General features: G+C 70.2%; 11 protein-coding genes. 4 read left to right on the top strand and 7 right to left on the bottom strand.

The features are described from left to right. Positions 1-19: 19 nt before the first annotated feature. From ACJJV7_RS09595 to ACJJV7_RS09585, 3 genes are read right to left on the bottom strand one after another with little or no spacing between them, the layout of a single operon-like run. Positions 20-1,165 (bottom strand): serine/threonine-protein kinase, encoded by a 1,146-nt coding sequence (locus ACJJV7_RS09595; RefSeq protein WP_405375326.1) that lies wholly within the window; start codon positions 1,163-1,165, stop codon positions 20-22. Between the two features lie 8 nt (positions 1,166-1,173). Further along, positions 1,174-2,319: an FHA domain-containing protein gene (locus tag ACJJV7_RS09590; protein ID WP_405375328.1), complete on the bottom strand. Its 1,146-nt coding sequence runs from the start codon at positions 2,317-2,319 to the stop codon at positions 1,174-1,176. Positions 2,320-2,358: 39 nt separating this feature from the next. After that, positions 2,359-3,945, bottom strand: coding sequence for a dolichyl-phosphate-mannose--protein mannosyltransferase (locus ACJJV7_RS09585; RefSeq protein ID WP_405375330.1), 1,587 nt, complete (start codon positions 3,943-3,945; stop codon positions 2,359-2,361). Positions 3,946-3,984: 39 nt separating this feature from the next. Here ACJJV7_RS09585 and rsmI point away from each other — a divergent pair, with 39 nt between their 5' ends. Then, positions 3,985-4,803, top strand: a complete 819-nt coding sequence (gene rsmI / locus ACJJV7_RS09580) for a 16S rRNA (cytidine(1402)-2'-O)-methyltransferase (protein ID WP_405375332.1) — start codon at positions 3,985-3,987, stop codon at positions 4,801-4,803. Between the two features lie 36 nt (positions 4,804-4,839). On the opposite strand, the gene ACJJV7_RS09575 is transcribed toward rsmI, so the two are convergent. The 4 genes from ACJJV7_RS09575 to ACJJV7_RS09560 form a co-directional block, all read right to left on the bottom strand. Next, a complete protein-coding gene (locus ACJJV7_RS09575) occupies positions 4,840-5,763 on the bottom strand; it encodes a sugar ABC transporter permease (protein WP_405375333.1) in 924 nt (307 codons plus the stop codon). Continuing rightward, positions 5,763-7,370 (bottom strand): ABC transporter permease subunit, encoded by a 1,608-nt coding sequence (locus ACJJV7_RS09570; protein WP_405375335.1) that lies wholly within the window; start codon positions 7,368-7,370, stop codon positions 5,763-5,765. The genes ACJJV7_RS09575 and ACJJV7_RS09570 overlap by 1 nt, the downstream gene beginning before the upstream one ends. 67 nt (positions 7,371-7,437) lie before the next feature. Then, on the bottom strand, positions 7,438-8,682 hold the full coding sequence (locus tag ACJJV7_RS09565) for an extracellular solute-binding protein (RefSeq protein ID WP_405375337.1): 1,245 nt from the start codon (positions 8,680-8,682) through the stop codon (positions 7,438-7,440). Positions 8,683-8,821: 139 nt separating this feature from the next. Then, positions 8,822-10,843: a beta-galactosidase gene (locus ACJJV7_RS09560; RefSeq protein ID WP_405375338.1), complete on the bottom strand. Its 2,022-nt coding sequence runs from the start codon at positions 10,841-10,843 to the stop codon at positions 8,822-8,824. 168 nt (positions 10,844-11,011) lie between these two features. Between ACJJV7_RS09560 and ACJJV7_RS09555 the strand changes: the two genes are divergently transcribed. From ACJJV7_RS09555 to ACJJV7_RS09545, 3 genes are read left to right on the top strand one after another with little or no spacing between them, the layout of a single operon-like run. Further along, positions 11,012-12,025: a LacI family DNA-binding transcriptional regulator gene (locus ACJJV7_RS09555; protein WP_405375340.1), complete on the top strand. Its 1,014-nt coding sequence runs from the start codon at positions 11,012-11,014 to the stop codon at positions 12,023-12,025. Between the two features lie 46 nt (positions 12,026-12,071). Next, positions 12,072-13,640: a methionine--tRNA ligase gene (gene metG, locus ACJJV7_RS09550; RefSeq protein ID WP_405375342.1), complete on the top strand. Its 1,569-nt coding sequence runs from the start codon at positions 12,072-12,074 to the stop codon at positions 13,638-13,640. Then, on the top strand, positions 13,637-14,521 hold the full coding sequence (locus tag ACJJV7_RS09545) for a TatD family hydrolase (RefSeq protein ID WP_405375344.1): 885 nt from the start codon (positions 13,637-13,639) through the stop codon (positions 14,519-14,521). The genes metG and ACJJV7_RS09545 overlap by 4 nt, the downstream gene beginning before the upstream one ends. Position 14,522 lies beyond the last annotated feature (1 nt).

Below are 14,522 nucleotides of genomic sequence, written 5' to 3'. Positions count from 1 at the left end.
GGTCGAGGGGCGCGCCATCTCAGCCCGCCCCGCCCAGCAGGAGGTACGAGGTCAGCGCGCCGCCGAGCGCGAGCACGACACCGCCGCCGACGATCAGGGCGATCATCGCGGCCCGGCCGAGGCCCGGTCGCGGCTCGGATCCGGAGAGGACCGTGCCCTCGTCGGGGCGGCGGGGCGGGGCGTTCCGGGCGCGCGCCGGACGCCGGGACTCGTAGGCGACGGTGGGGCGGACGGGTCCACGGGCCGCATCGTCGGCGAAGTCGACGCTCGCACCCGCTGACGCCCATTCGTCGACGGCGACCTCGAGCGGGGTGTGCGGCAGGCCCAGCTGATGCTGGATCAGCTGCAGGTCGTGCGCGAACGCCGCCGCCGACGGGTGCCGCGCGGCGGGATCGCGGCTGAGAGCGCGGGCAAGCACGTTGTCGAGCTCCGGCGGGACGTCGTCCCGGCCGATCGGGGTGTAGACGGCGCGGGCGATGCGGGACTTCAGCAGGTCGCGCGAGTTCTGGCCGCGGCCGGGCTTCTCGAACGGACTCCGCCCGGCGAGGAGCGAATAGATCGTCGCGCCGAGTCCCCACACCTCGGCGGCCACCGACCCGGAGACCCGCTCGTCGACGATCTCCGGCGCGCTCCACGGCACCGACATCGCGAACACCTCGTCGGCGCCGGGCCGAACGTCGACGGCCGCGGCGATGCCGAAGTCCGAGAGCACGGGTGACCCGAACGTCGTGATGAGCACGTTGGACGGCTTGATGTCGCGGTGCAGCAGGCCCGCACGGTGAGCGGTCTCGAGCGCCGAGCCGATCTTCACCCCGAGCTGGAGGACCTCCGCCACCGGGATGACCTCGCGTCGATACCGGTTGGTCAGCGACGTGGGGCAGTACTCCATGACGAGGTACGGGCGTCCGTCGGCGGAGATGGACGCCTCGTAGATCGTGAGGATCGAGGGGTGCGCGCTCAACCGGGCCATGACGTCGGCTTCGGCGTTGAACATCCGCAGCAGGTTCTCGTCGACGATGTCCTCCAGGAGCACCTTCACGGCGACGGGGCGACGGGGGAGGTTCTGCTCGAAGAGGAAGACATCGGCGAAACCGCCCGCACCGAGCGGACGGACGTACGTGAAGCCCGACAGCCCCGGGGGCGTCGACGGCAGCCTGCTGGACACTCCGGGCGTCACCGTCCCCGGCGCGGGGGTGAGGAGGGGCTCTGCGGCGACGCGCTCTCGGGCGACGCCCCGCTCTCGAAGCGCGCGGTCACGCCGTCGCCGAGGTCGAACACGGTGCCGACGGGCACCCGCACCGACGCGCCGCCCCGAAGCAGCACCGCCTCGGCGCCACGGGGGCGGACGATGGTGCCGTTGGTCGAGTCGAGGTCCTGCGCCACGAGGTGATCGCCGTCGAGGCGCACCTCGAGGTGTGCTCCCGAGACCTCCTTCGCCGGCGACGGCACGGCTTCGAGCCGCGCGCCGGGATGCCGCGCGGGCCGAGGGCCGCGACCGAGCACGACGGGGCGGTCGAGGGGAAGATCGCGCCCGGGCGTGACGCGGAGCACGTAGGAAGCGGCGGGCGCCGGAGCGGGGGCCGCGCGGCGTCCGCCGAAGAGCGTGCGGTCGTCGGGCAGGTCGATGGAGCCGGAGTCGTCGCTCAAGAAGGCAGGAAGCTCGATGTCGTCGTCGAGCGGCCTCGCGAACAGCGAGCGGTCGACGGCCAGCGTCTCGAGCACGTCCACGTCGTCGGGAAGGTCGGCGAAGGCGCGCAGGTCGGGCACGGACGGCAGATCGTCGGCCGTGCGCACACCGGCGGCCGTGCGCGGCGCGGCGACGGAGCGGCGGTCGGGTGCGGACGGCTGCGACAGCGGGGCCCCGGAGACGGGGCGGCCCCAGGCGAGATCGTCGGCACGGGTCACGCCGAGCCCCAGCGGGAGCGCATCGCGGATCGGCTCGTCGGTGCCCTCGTCGGGACGGAGCGTGAGGCGGATGCCGTCGGCGTCCACGGACGTCTCCGTCCAGGTGCGCGCCTCGCGACCGGCCACGATCGAGGTCGGAGTGAGGATCGCGGCGTCGCCGCGGACGGCGACACGCAACTGCAGGGGCGACCCGCCGGAGAACTCGACGACGGCGAACGAGGGGAGCGCGTGGACTCCTCCGGCGACGAAGACGCTCAGCACGTCTTCGAGGAAGGCGTTCTCCGCGGCCGCGGCGTTCCAGAGCCCCGCGACGAGGCCGGCGTCGATGCCCGGCGCGACGAGGATGGCGAAGCGGTCGCCCGCGATCGCGTATCCGGCACGCGAGGGCTCGGTCGGAGTCGGATAGCGGAACACGATCTCAGCCTAGGTCCGCGCCCGCCGAACGCGTGTCGCTCAGATCCAGGTGCGCAGCCATGCGTGCATCCAGTAGAACTCCATGGGCACCTGGACGGCGGTCCACAGCGGCATCCAGAACACCGAGAGCCCCACGATGACGGCGAGGATGACACCGGCGATGCGGGTGCCCACCGCGCGGCGGTGCTGCGGGGCGTGCGCCTCGCCGGCGATCGCCCGGAGCGCGAAGGTGAGCGCGAGGATCACGAAGGGGAGCATGAGCACGGTGTAGAACTGGAAGATCGTCCGCTCCGGGTAGAGCAGCCACGGCACGTAGGTGGCGACGATGCCGAGCAGGACCACGCCGTCACGCCAGTGGCGCGAGCGGACGAACCGCACCGCCAGCCAGAGCACGGCCGCCATCCCGCCCCACCAGATGAGCGGGTTCGGCATGCTGTAGAGGACTTCGATGCATCCGGATGCCGACGCGCACCCGGCCGTCCCGTCGGCCGTGTTCGCCGCATACATCGAGGTGGGGCGGATCAGCAGCGGCCACTGCCACGCCGGGCTCGAGTACGGATGGGCGGTGGTGATCTCGGCCGTGGCGACGTAGATGGACTGGTGGTAGGCCCAGAGGTTCTGCGCCCACATCGGAACCCAGGCGAAGAACCCGGTCGCGGGCGAGTCGTCGGCGGCGTGACGGTCGTATCCGCCGTCGCTCAGCAGCCATCCCGTCCACGACGCCAGGTACACGGCGAAGGCGAGAGGGATCATCAGCACGAACGAGGCGGCGCCCTGCCGGACGGCGTCGACCGGCCAGAGCGCGATGCCCAGTCGCCGGCGCGCGAACGCATCGGTGATCACGACGTACAGCCCGAGAGCGGCGAGCACCCAGAGGCCCGACCACTTCACGGCGGATGCCGCGCCCCCTGCGGCGCCGGCGGCGAGCAGCCAGGGACGGTTCCACAGCACGGGACCCCACCACGGCGGGGCGCAGCCTTGCGGCCGCGCCGTGAGGGCCGCGGCGAGGCGGTCGAGATGGCGCCGCCGGTCGAGGAGGACGAACCAGAATGCGAGCAGGACGAACGCGGTCAGGATCATGTCGAGGATCGCGACGCGGCTCATGACGATCGCGAGACCGTCGATCGCGAGGAGACCCGAGGCGACGACGGCGAACACCAGCGACCCGGTCAGCTCCTTGGCGATCAGATAGAGCAGCAGGACGGCGGCGGTGCCCGCGAGAGCGACGGCGATCCGCCAGCCGAACGACGACTCGGCGCCGAACAGCGCCATGCCGGCGCCGATGAGGTACTTGCCGAGCGGGGGGTGGACGGCGAAGCTCGCGCCGTCGTCGAAGATGTCGGTCTCGCCGCCCGCGAATCTCTCGTTGGCGTCTTCGGGCCAGGTCGCCGCGTATCCGAGGAGCCACTGGCTCCAGGCGTCCTTCACGTAGTACGTCTCGTCGAAGACGATCGCGTGCGGGTGGCCGAGGCCCGTGAGCCGGAGGAGCGCGGCCAGGAGAGTGACCAGGAGGGGCGCGAGCCAGCCCATGCGGCGCTGGAGAGCGAGGTCGCCTGCCATCCGGCGGCGCCACGCCTCGTACCGGGTCGGGCGCGCCGGCAGCAGCGGGTCGGCGGTCGAGGTCACGGCGACCAGCCTAAGCCGCGCGCCGCCTAGGCTGAGGCGGTGCTCATCCTCGCGGCGACCCCGATCGGAAACCTCGGCGACGCGACGGCGCGCCTGAAGACCGCGCTCGACGTCGCGACGATCGTCGCCGCGGAAGACACGCGCACCGCTCAGCGCCTGCTGCAGGGTCTGGGCATCGCGAACCGGCCCCGGTTGATCGCGCTGCACGACCACAACGAGAAGCAGCGCGCCGCGGAGCTCGTGACCCTGGCCGCGGACGGCGACGTGCTGCTCCTGAGCGATGCCGGCATGCCCACCGTGAGCGACCCGGGGTACGCGGTCGTCGCAGAAGCCGTCTCCCGGGGCGTCGACGTGACGGTGCTGCCCGGTCCAAGTGCGGTCATCACCGCGCTCGCCCTCGCGGGCCTGCCGACCGACCGCTTCACCTTCGAGGGCTTCGCGCCCCGCAAGGCCGGGGAGCGGCGCACGGTCTTCGGGGCGCTCGCGTCGGAGCCGCGCACCATGGTGTTCTTCGAGGCGCCCTCGCGCCTGGCGGAGACCCTCGCCGCGATGGCCGAGGCCTTCGGGCCCGACCGGCGCGGCGCCGTCTGCCGTGAGCTGACGAAGCTGCACGAGGAGGTCGTGCGGGGTCCGCTCGGCGAACTCGCGTCGTGGGCCGAAGGCGGCGTCCGCGGCGAGATCGTCGTCGTCATCGCCGGCGCACCCGTCCGCACCGTCTCGGAAGCCGACGCGGTGGCCCAGATCCTGAGCATGGTGGCCTCCGGCATCCGGTTGAAGGATGCCGCGGCGGAGGTGTCCCGCGAGACGGGACTGCCCTCGCGCGATCTCTACCGAAGCGCCGTGGCCGCCCGCTCCTGAGCGGAACGGACGGCCACGGTGAGCTCGGGCGGCCGGTCAGCCCTTGACGGATCCCGCTGTCAGACCGCCCACGATGTAGCGCTGCAGCGACAGGAACAGCACCAGCACGGGGATCGAGGCGAGGATCGCCCCGGCCGCGAACAGGCCCCAGTTGCTGGCCAGCTGGTTCGAGACCCACTGGAACATCCCGACCGCCAGCGTCCAGTTGTCCTCCGACACCAGGACCACCTTCGCGATGATGTAGTCGCCGAACGCCGCGATGAAGGCGAGGAGCGACACCACCGCCAGGATCGGAGTGACGAGCGGGATGATCAGCTGCCAGAAGATCTGCGCGTGCGTTGCACCGTCGATCTTCGCGGACTCGTCGATCTCCATCGGGATCGTGTTGAAGAACCCGTACATCAGGAACGTGTTGACCCCGAGCGCGCCGCCCAGATAGATGCAGATGAGCGCGATCTTCGAGTTGAGCCCGAGCACCGGGAACACCTCGCCGAGCGCGAGCAGCATGAGGAAGATCGCCACGAAAGCGAGCGCCTGCGGGAACATCTGGACGATCAGCAGCGTCGTGAGTCCGGGCCGGCGACCGGCGAAGCGGAAGCGCGAGAAGGCGTAGGCCGCCGCGGCGCCCATGAGCACCGCGCCGATCGCGGATGCGCCGCCCACGATGAGCGTGTTGGCGTACCACGACCAGTAGCTCGTGTTCGTGAGCGCGGTGTAGTTGCCCATGTCGAGCACCGAGAACAGCGAGTTCGATGCGGCGAGGCTGCCACTCGGGTTGAGCGAGGCCGAGACCACGTACACGAGCGGGAACATCGCGTAGAACAGCACGACGACGGCGAGCAGGTACTTCCAGCCCACCTCGACGAGCCAGCGGCGACGCTGGGCAGGCCTCGGGGCGGATGTCGTGCGACGGGCGCGCGCGGTGCCGGTCGTGACGGTGGCGGTGGTGGGAGCGGACATCACTGGTACTCCTCCAGCTTCTTGGTCTGGCGGAAGGCGAGGGCGGAGATGAGTCCGACCACGATGAACACGAGGATCGACAGCGCACTCGCCAGGCCGTAGTCGGCCTTGCCTCCCGAGACACCGGAGATGTCGTAGATGGCCGAGATGAGGATGTCGGTGTACCCGAGGGCGTACGGTGCGCCGGGTATGGCCGGCCCGCCGTTGTTGAACATGTAGATCACGGTGAAGTTGTTGAAACTGAACGCGAACGACGAGATCAACAGCGGAGCGGTCGACACCAGCACGAGCGGCAGGATGATCGAGCGGAGCTGCCGGAACCGGCCCGCGCCGTCGATCGACGCCGCTTCGAGTGCATCCTGCGGCAGGGCCTGCAGGGCGCCCGTGCACACCAGGAAGTAGTACGGATAGGTCAGCCACACGTTGACGAACAGCACCGCGCCACGGGCGAGCCACTGATCACCGAGCCAGTCGATGTTCGCACCGCCGAAGAAGAACTCGTTGATGACACCGAACTCGGCGTTGAACATGCCGCGGAACAGCAACGCGGACATGAACGCCGGGAAGGCGTACGGGAGGATGAACAGCGTCCGCAGGATCTTCCGGCCACGCACCCGCGGGTCGTTGAAGATGAGCGCCATGACCAGGCCGAGCGCGAACGGGACCGCGACCGACAGGATCGCCCAGGCGAACGTCCACCCGGTCACCATCACGAGCGGCTCCACGATCGCCGGGTTGGTGAACAGGGTGATGAAGTTGTCGAATCCGACGTGCACCATCCACCCGGTGGGGAGGGCAGTGCCGTCGTCGGCGACGAAGCGGCCCTCGGCGGTCGCCTCGTAGACGAGGCCGGTCGCGCTGTCCGTGATCGTCTGCGCCTCGGCATCCCACGACAGCGTGGAGAGGTAGACGGATCCGCTCGAGCCGTCGCGGGTGCGGATCGACCCGTCGTTCGGGTCGTCGGAGACGGGCACGCGGAGGTCGACCACGGCCGCCTGCGTGGCCTGGTCGCTGAGGATGGCGTTGCGGGGGACGACGGTCCAGCCCGGCACCTCGGTGGGGGCGCCCGATGCGGGCGCGGCGCCGGCCGAGCTGAGCGGCTCATCGGCGCTGCCGACGAGCGTCTCGCCGTCCTGCACCACGGCGAAGCCGTACTCGCCACCGCGCTCGACCACCGTGAGCGGAAGCGTGGGGGAGCCCTCGACGCGTCGTTCGCCCTGGCTGAGCGATGCGCTGACCGCCTGCTCCTGCGAGCCGACGTGTCCGGCACCGTAGTTCGTGAAGGCGATGTAGCCGGTGTACAAGAAGATGAAGACCTGGAAGATCAGCAGGAACGACAGTCCCGGCAACAGGTACTTCAGCGGCAGGGACTTCTTCGTGAAGTAGACGACGTCGGCTGCGAGGAGCAGCGCGACGGCGACGCCGAACACGATCCAGGACTGCGCCTGGAAGGCCGCGATGATGCCCATGAGGCCCACCGCGTTGACCACCGCCATCAGCGCGAGCTTCACGAGGAAGCCGACGCCCAGACCCGACCAGCGCCGACCGTGCGGTTCGGCGGGTGGCGGGGTGGATTCCGCGGCGAGTGTGCTCTGCGGAGCCGTCATGTGCATCTCCCTTTCGAGGAAAGTGGTTCCCGGGGGCGAGGAGGATCTCCTCGCCCCCGGGAGGCTGTCAACCGATGGTCGCCTCGAGGTCGCTGACCATCTTGGTCCACGTCTGCTCGGCGTCGGCGCCCTTGATGATCTGCACCTGTGCGGCGTTCCACAGATCCCAGACGGAGCCCATCTCGGGGATGGACGGCATCGGAACGCCGTTCTCCGAGGAGGCGACGAACCCGGCGATCACCGGGTCGGCGGAGACTTCTTCGGCGAGGCTGGTCCACGCGGGGATGCGCGGGTCGGCTTCGTAGAGAGCCTTCTGCGCCTCATCGGTGGCCAGGTACTCCGTGAGGAATGTCTGGGCGATGAGCGGGTTCTCGCTCTCGGCGCTCAGGTAGAAGCCCTGCACGCCCACGAAGGGCGCTGCCGTCTCTCCGCCGGCGGAGGGGATCGGGTTCACCTTGATGTTGGCGCCCTGCGCGGTGAGCGCCTCGACGGCCCAGGGTCCCTGGATCGTGAAGGCCGCGTCGCCCGAGGCGAAGAGCTCGTTGTTGGTGTCGTAGTCGATCGTGGTCGAGACGTAGCCGGTGCCCTTCTCGCCGTTCTCGCCGAGCCAGGTCGCGAACGCGTTGCCGGCGTCGCCGCCCATGCCGACCTCGCTCGTGTACGAGCCCGAGTCGTCCTGGACGAAGACCGGAGCCCCGAAGGAAGTCTGCAGGCCGTACATCGTGTACGCGTCGCCGGTCTGGCCGACCGTGTTGATGACGAAGGGACGCTCGGCGTCCGACTCCTCACCCGCGGCGATCATGTCGTCGAAGGTCGCCGGAGCGTCTTCGCCGACGAGGTCGGTGTTCTGGACGAGGGCGATCGTCTCGAGCGCGTACGGCATGCCGTAGAGCTGACCGTCGTAGGTGAACGCCTCGGTCGCGACCGGAGCGAACTTGTCGGTGTTCTCGCCGAGGTCGAGCGTCGAGACGACACCCGCCTGGACGAGGCCGCCGAGCCAGTCGTGTGCGCCGATCGTGAGGTCGGGGCCTTCACCGGTCGGAACCTGGTTGGTGAAGTCGGTGCGGATGTCGTCGAAGTTCTTCTGGACGAGCTCGACGGTCGCGCCGGTCTCCTCCTCGAACGCGGCGGCGGCGGCCTCGATGGCCGGCGCGCGGTTCTCGTCGGTCCACACCGTCAGGGTGACGCCGCTGGCGTCGATCGGAGCAGCCTCAGACTCCTGGGGTGCCGCGGGGGTGGTGCTGCTGGCGCAACCTGCCAGCAGCAGGGATCCGGCCGCCAGTGCAGCGACGCCGATGCCCATCTTGCGCATGATGTTCCTTCCGGATGTGGTCGATGCGGCGGGGCCTCGCGGGGAGGTCGCGCCGTCACGACCGGTGATGTGCCTCGGCCGGGTGGCCGAGACGGTTTCTCTCAGTGCTGTCGGCGGTTGCCCGCCGGTGAGCGATCGGTCATCGATTGCTCGTGTCGGCTGTGTGCGGCAGACGGACGACGGCGACGTCGCCTCCTGCCAGCACCAGCGTGCCCCGGATCTCTTCCTGTGTCAGCAGGTCGACTCCGGACGTGGGGATCGAGGCCTCATCGGCCCCATGGTTGATGGCGACGAGGAAGTCGGCCTCCTCGCCGTGGCGGACGATGGTCTCGACGCCCGCGGGGGTTCCCCGGGGCGCGATGCCGGCGTCGGCGTAGACGTCGGACATGATCGCGCGGAGGCCGTCGGCATCCGGTCGCGTGCTGACGTACCAGGCGACGCCGTCGCCCAGTTCATTGCGGGTCACGGCGGGGCCGGAGGCGGCCGGACCGCTCAGGTACGAGCCGCGGATCTCGGCCGTGGTGACCGAGACGTCCTCCTGCCAGATGTCGCTCGTCAGACGGCGATCGCCATAGGCGACCTCCGCGGTGGCGCCTTCGCGCAGCGGCAGGTGCTCTTCGACGCGGATGCCGAGAGCCTCGGCCAGGGGAGCGGCGAAGCCGCCCGCGTGGACGGCGTCGTTCTCGTCGACGACGGCGGAGAAGAACGAGACCACGAGGGTTCCGCCGCCTCGGACGTAGTCGGTGAGGTTGGCGGCATCCGCGGTGCGGAGAAGGTACTGAGCGGGGACGACGACGAGGCGGTAACCCGACAGGTCGTGGCTCGGGAGGGCGAAGTCGACCGTGATGTCGTCGCGCCAGAGCCGCTCGTAGTAGGCGCGGATGCGCTCGTCGTGGGTGAGGTCCTCGGTCGGACGCCACTCGAGGTCCTGTGCCCAGAACGACTCGAAGTCCCACAGCATCGCCACATCGGCGTGCACGCGGGAGCCACGCACCGCGCCGAGGCGGCCGAGCTTCGCGCCGAGGTCGACGACCTCGCGGAACACCCGGGAGTCGGTGCCGGCGTGGGGGAGCATCGCCGAGTGGAACTTCTCCGCTCCCGACCGTCCCGCGCGCCACTGGAAGAACAGGATGCCGTCGGCGCCGCGGCCGAGGTGCGAGAGCGAGTTCCGCGCCATCTCGCCCGGACGCTTCGCGATGTTGCGGGGCTGCCAGTTCACCGCGGAGGTGGAGTGCTCCATCAGGATCCACGGCTTGCCGCCGCCGACCGAGCGCGAGAGGTCGGCCGCGATGGCCAGGCCGATCTCGCCCTCTTCGTCAGCCGCCCACAGGTAGTGGTCGTCTGAGACGATGTCCACCTCGCGCGCCCAGGCCCACAGGTCGACCCCGTGGTGCTGGTTCGCCATGAAGTTCGTGGTGATCGGCTGCGTGGCGTGCGCGCGGATGGCCTGCTTCTCGATGCCGAAGCACGCGCGGAGCTGGTCGTCGGTGAAGCGCGCGAAGTCGAGCTTCTGCGCCGGGTTGATGATCGAGGGTGCGGCGGCCGGGGCGCCGACGTGCGCCCACTCCTCGTAGTGCTGACCCCAGAAGGCGGTGCCCCAGGCGGCGTTGAGTCCGGCGATGGTGCCGTAGCGGCGCTCGAGCCACAGCCTCCACTCACGCACCGAGTGCGCGGAGAAGTCCTCGCCGACGGGAACGCCGTACTCGTTGTGGATGTGCCACAGCACGACGGCGGGGTGGTCGCCGTACCGCTCGGCGAGGGCACCGGCGATGCGGGCGATCGCGGTGCGGTACTCGGGGGCGGAATGCGAGACCATGCCGCGGGCGCCGAAGCCGAGCGGCACGCCGTCCTTCGTGACGGCGCGGGCGTCGGGGTAGGCCGCGAAGAACCAGGCGGGGGGAGAGGCGGTCGGAGTGCCCAGGTCGACGGCGATGCCGCCGGCGTGGAGCAGCTCGATGATCTCGTCGAGCCAGGTGAAGTCGAACTCGTTCTCGCGGACTTCGATGAGGCCCCAGGAGAAGATGCCGATGCTGACCATGGTGACGCCCGCTTCGCGCATGAGGCGGACGTCGTCCGCCCAGACCTCGCGAGGCCACTGCTCCGGGTTGTAGTCACCGCCGTAGGCGATGCCCTCCAGTCGTGGCCATTCTGCGGTCGTCATTCCGGGCTGCCATCCTCATCGATCTCGGCGGTCGGTCGTGTCGCTGTGTGCGACTGTGACCGGTAACAGGTTCGCCGGAAAGTCTACGTGCCGCCTCTTCGCGGGAGCGGTCCCGTTATCGAACTGTGACCGGTCCCAGGGGGACGCCCTCAGGTATAGAGTCAGCGCGTGGTTCCTCCTCCTGAGCGCAGACGGCCTACCATCCGCGACGTGGCGGAGGTGGCCGGCGTGTCCCACGGCACGGTCTCACGCGTCATCAACGGGGGCCGCTGGGTCTCCGAGGAGTCTCGCGCCGCGGTCGAGGACGCCATCACGACCACCGGCTACACCGTCAGCCACGCCGCCCGGGCCCTCGCGACGGGCCGGGCCAGCTCCGTCGCGTTCCTCCTCACCGAGCCGCAGCACCTGCTGTTCGCCGACCCGACGTTCGCCCTGCTTCTCCGCGGGGCGACCGAAGCCCTCGCACAGCGCGACATGACGCTCGTGCTCCTCATCGCCGAGCACCCCTCCCAGTACGAGAACATCGAGCGCTACGTGCGCGCCGGGCACGTCGACGGGGTCCTGCTCATCTCCTCGCACGAATCGAACCCGCTCCTGGCGTCGCTCACCGCGGCCGGTGTGCCGACCGTCTGCACCGGCGTCCCGCTCGGTGACCGGGCGAACGTCCCCACCGTGTCGGTCGACGAGGAGGAGTCCGCCCGCGCGATGACCCGGCATCTGCTCTCCGGTGGATACCAGCGGATCGCCGTCATCACCGGCCCCAATGACACGCCCGGCGGCCGCTACCGGCTCGTCGGCTTCCGTGAGGAGATGGGGGACCGGTTTGATCCCCGGCTCGTGGAGCAGGACGTCTACTCGAGCGAGGCGGGAGCCGCGGCCATGGCCCGGCTGCTCGAGCGCGCGCCCGACATCGACGCGGTGTTCGCGGCATCCGACATCATGGCGGTCGGCGCGATCGGAACGCTCCGCAAGGCCGGCAAACGCGTCCCCGAGGACGTCGCCGTGGCGGGCTTCGACGACTCCGGCCTCGCCGCCACGACCGACCCGCCCCTCACCACGATGCGCCAGCCGTGGTCGGAGATTTCACACCGCATGGTGGAGGTGCTCCTCGACCTGATCGCGGGCGGCCCCGGTGAATCGGTCGTGCTGCCCACCACGCTCGTCGCCCGCGAGAGCGCCTGAGCGTCACAGGCTCCGCAGTCGCCGCCGTCCCGCATAGGATTCCAGGGTGACTTCCGGCGGCTCCTTCTACATCACCACCCCCATCTACTACCCCAGCGATCTGCCCCACATCGGGCACGGGTACACGACGGTGGCGGTGGACGCCCTCGCGCGCTGGCACCGCCAGGCCGGCGACGACACCTGGATGCTGACGGGCACCGACGAGCACGGGCAGAAGATGCTGCGCGCCGCGACCGCGAACGGCGTCACGCCGCAGGAGTGGGTCGACAAGCTCGTCGAGGAGTCCTGGTTCCCGCTCCTCGAGACCCTGGAGGTCGCCAACGACGACTTCATCCGCACGACGCAGTCGCGCCATGAGGAGCGCGTGCAGACCTTCGTCCAGGCGCTCTACGACAGCGGCTACATCTACGCCGGCGAGTACGAGGCGCTCTACTGCGTCGGCTGCGAGGAGTTCAAGCCCGAGGCGGAGATCGTCGACGGCACCGGCGCGTTCGAGGGCCTCAAGGTCTGTGCGATCCACTCCAAGCCGCTCGAGCTGCTCCAGGAGAAGAACTACTTCTTCAAGCTGAGCGAGTTCCAGGACCGCCTGCTCGAGCTCTACAAGACCGAGCCCGACTTCGTCCGCCCCGACTCCGCCCGCAACGAGGTCGTCTCCTTCGTCAAGAGCGGCCTCAAGGACCTCTCGATCTCGCGCTCCGCGTTCGACTGGGGCATCCGCGTGCCGTGGGACGACTCGCACGTCATCTACGTCTGGGTCGACGCGCTGCTCAACTACGCCACCGCCGTGGGCTACGGCGACGATCCCGCGCAGTTCGAACGCCGCTGGCCGGCCTATCACGTCGTGGGCAAGGACATCCTCCGCTTCCACGCCGTCATCTGGCCCGCCATGCTCATGGCGGCGGGCCTCGACGTCCCTCGCGGCGTGTTCGCGCACGGGTGGCTGCTCGTGGGCGGCGAGAAGATGTCGAAGTCGAAGCTCACCGGCATCGCGCCCACCGAGATCACCGACGTCTTCGGTGCCGACGCGTACCGGTTCTACTTCCTCTCCGCCATCTCGTTCGGCCAGGACGGGTCGTTCTCGTGGGAGGACCTCTCCGCCCGCTACCAGGCCGAACTCGCGAACGGCTTCGGCAACCTCGCGTCGCGGACGATCGCGATGATCGAGCGCTACTTCGACGGCGTCGTTCCCTCCTCCGGTGAACCCACCGAGCGCGACCTGCGCGTGCGCGGGATCGTGGCGGATGCTGCGAGCGCCGCCGATACCGCGATGGGCGCCTTCCGGCCCGACGAGGCGATCGAGGCGATCTGGACGATCGTCGACGACCTGAACGGGTACATCACCGAGAACGAGCCGTGGGCCCTGGCCAAGGACGAGGCGCAGCGCGAGCGGCTCTCGACCGTCCTCTACACGGCGGCGGAGGGCCTCCGCGCCCTCGCCGTGCTCCTCTCGCCCGTGATGCCGGTGGCCACCGGCAAACTGTGGACGGCGCTCGGCGCACCGGGCGTCCTCCAGGAGCAGCCGCTCCGCGAGGCGGGCCGGTGGGGGCAGCTCCCCGCAGAGAGCCGCGTCAGCTCGCTCGCGCCGCTCTTCCCGCGCGTCGAGCAGAGCGTATGACGGTCGATCCGAGTCAGTACGTCCGGCGGCGGGAGCAGTCGTCTCGCGACGTGCGCTGGCCGGCACCGCCCGAACCTCTCCGCGTCGGCGTCTACGACAACCACACCCACCTCGAGATCGAGGACGGCGACGAGCCGCGCTCGCTCGCCGAGCAGATCGAGCTCGCGGCATCCGTCGGCGTCCTCGGCGTCGTGCAGGCGGGGGGCGACATCGAGTCGTCGCAATGGTCGGCGTGGGCCGCGACCCAGAACCCGCGCGTCCTCGCGGCGGTCGCGATCCATCCGAACGAGGCCCCGGCGTACAAGGCGGCGGGCCGCCTCGACGAGGCGATCGCCGTGATCGACGGGCTCGCCGCGGAGCCGCGCGTCCGGGCGGTCGGCGAGACGGGGCTCGACTTCTTCCGCACCGACGACGAGGGTCGCCCGGCGCAGTTCGAGAGCTTCGAGGCGCACATCGACATCGCGAAGCGCCATGGGATCGCGATGCAGATCCACGACCGCGACGCGCACGACGACGTCCTCGCGACCCTCGAACGGGTGGGCGCACCCGAGCGGACGGTCTTCCACTGCTTCTCGGGCGACGCCGACATGGCGCGCTACAGCGCCGACCGGGGCTACTGGCTGAGCTTCGCCGGGAACGTGACGTTCTCGAACGCGCAGAAGCTCCGGGACGCCCTCGCCGTGACGCCGCTCGAGCGCCTCCTCGTCGAGACCGACGCACCCTTCCTGACGCCCACGCCGCACCGCGGCCGTCCGAACGCGCCGTACCTCGTGCCGGTCACGGTGCGCTTCATCGCAGCCGAACTCGGCGTCGACGTCGACGAGCTCTCGCGGCAGATTGCGCGGAACACGCTCGAGGTCTACGGCGCCTTCGAGGACTGAG

Origin of the sequence: Microbacterium sp. Ld4 (assembly GCF_045066555.1) — a bacterium.
Lineage (GTDB): Bacteria > Actinomycetota > Actinomycetes > Actinomycetales > Microbacteriaceae > Microbacterium.
The sequence above is the reverse complement of the archived record's forward strand: the minus strand, read 5'-3'. Positions and strand labels throughout refer to the sequence as shown.

Bases quoted from the DNA above. Each gene is read 5' to 3' on its own strand.
- ACJJV7_RS09570 (WP_405375335.1), bottom strand. From the start codon at position 7,370: ATGACGGCTCCGCAGAGCACACTCGCCGCGGAATCCACCCCGCCACCC.
- ACJJV7_RS09545 (WP_405375344.1), top strand. From the start codon at position 13,637: ATGACGGTCGATCCGAGTCAGTACGTCCGGCGGCGGGAGCAGTCGTCT.
- ACJJV7_RS09575 (WP_405375333.1), bottom strand. From the start codon at position 5,763: ATGTCCGCTCCCACCACCGCCACCGTCACGACCGGCACCGCGCGCGCC.
- ACJJV7_RS09560 (WP_405375338.1), bottom strand. From the start codon at position 10,843: ATGACGACCGCAGAATGGCCACGACTGGAGGGCATCGCCTACGGCGGT.
- ACJJV7_RS09565 (WP_405375337.1), bottom strand. From the start codon at position 8,682: ATGCGCAAGATGGGCATCGGCGTCGCTGCACTGGCGGCCGGATCCCTG.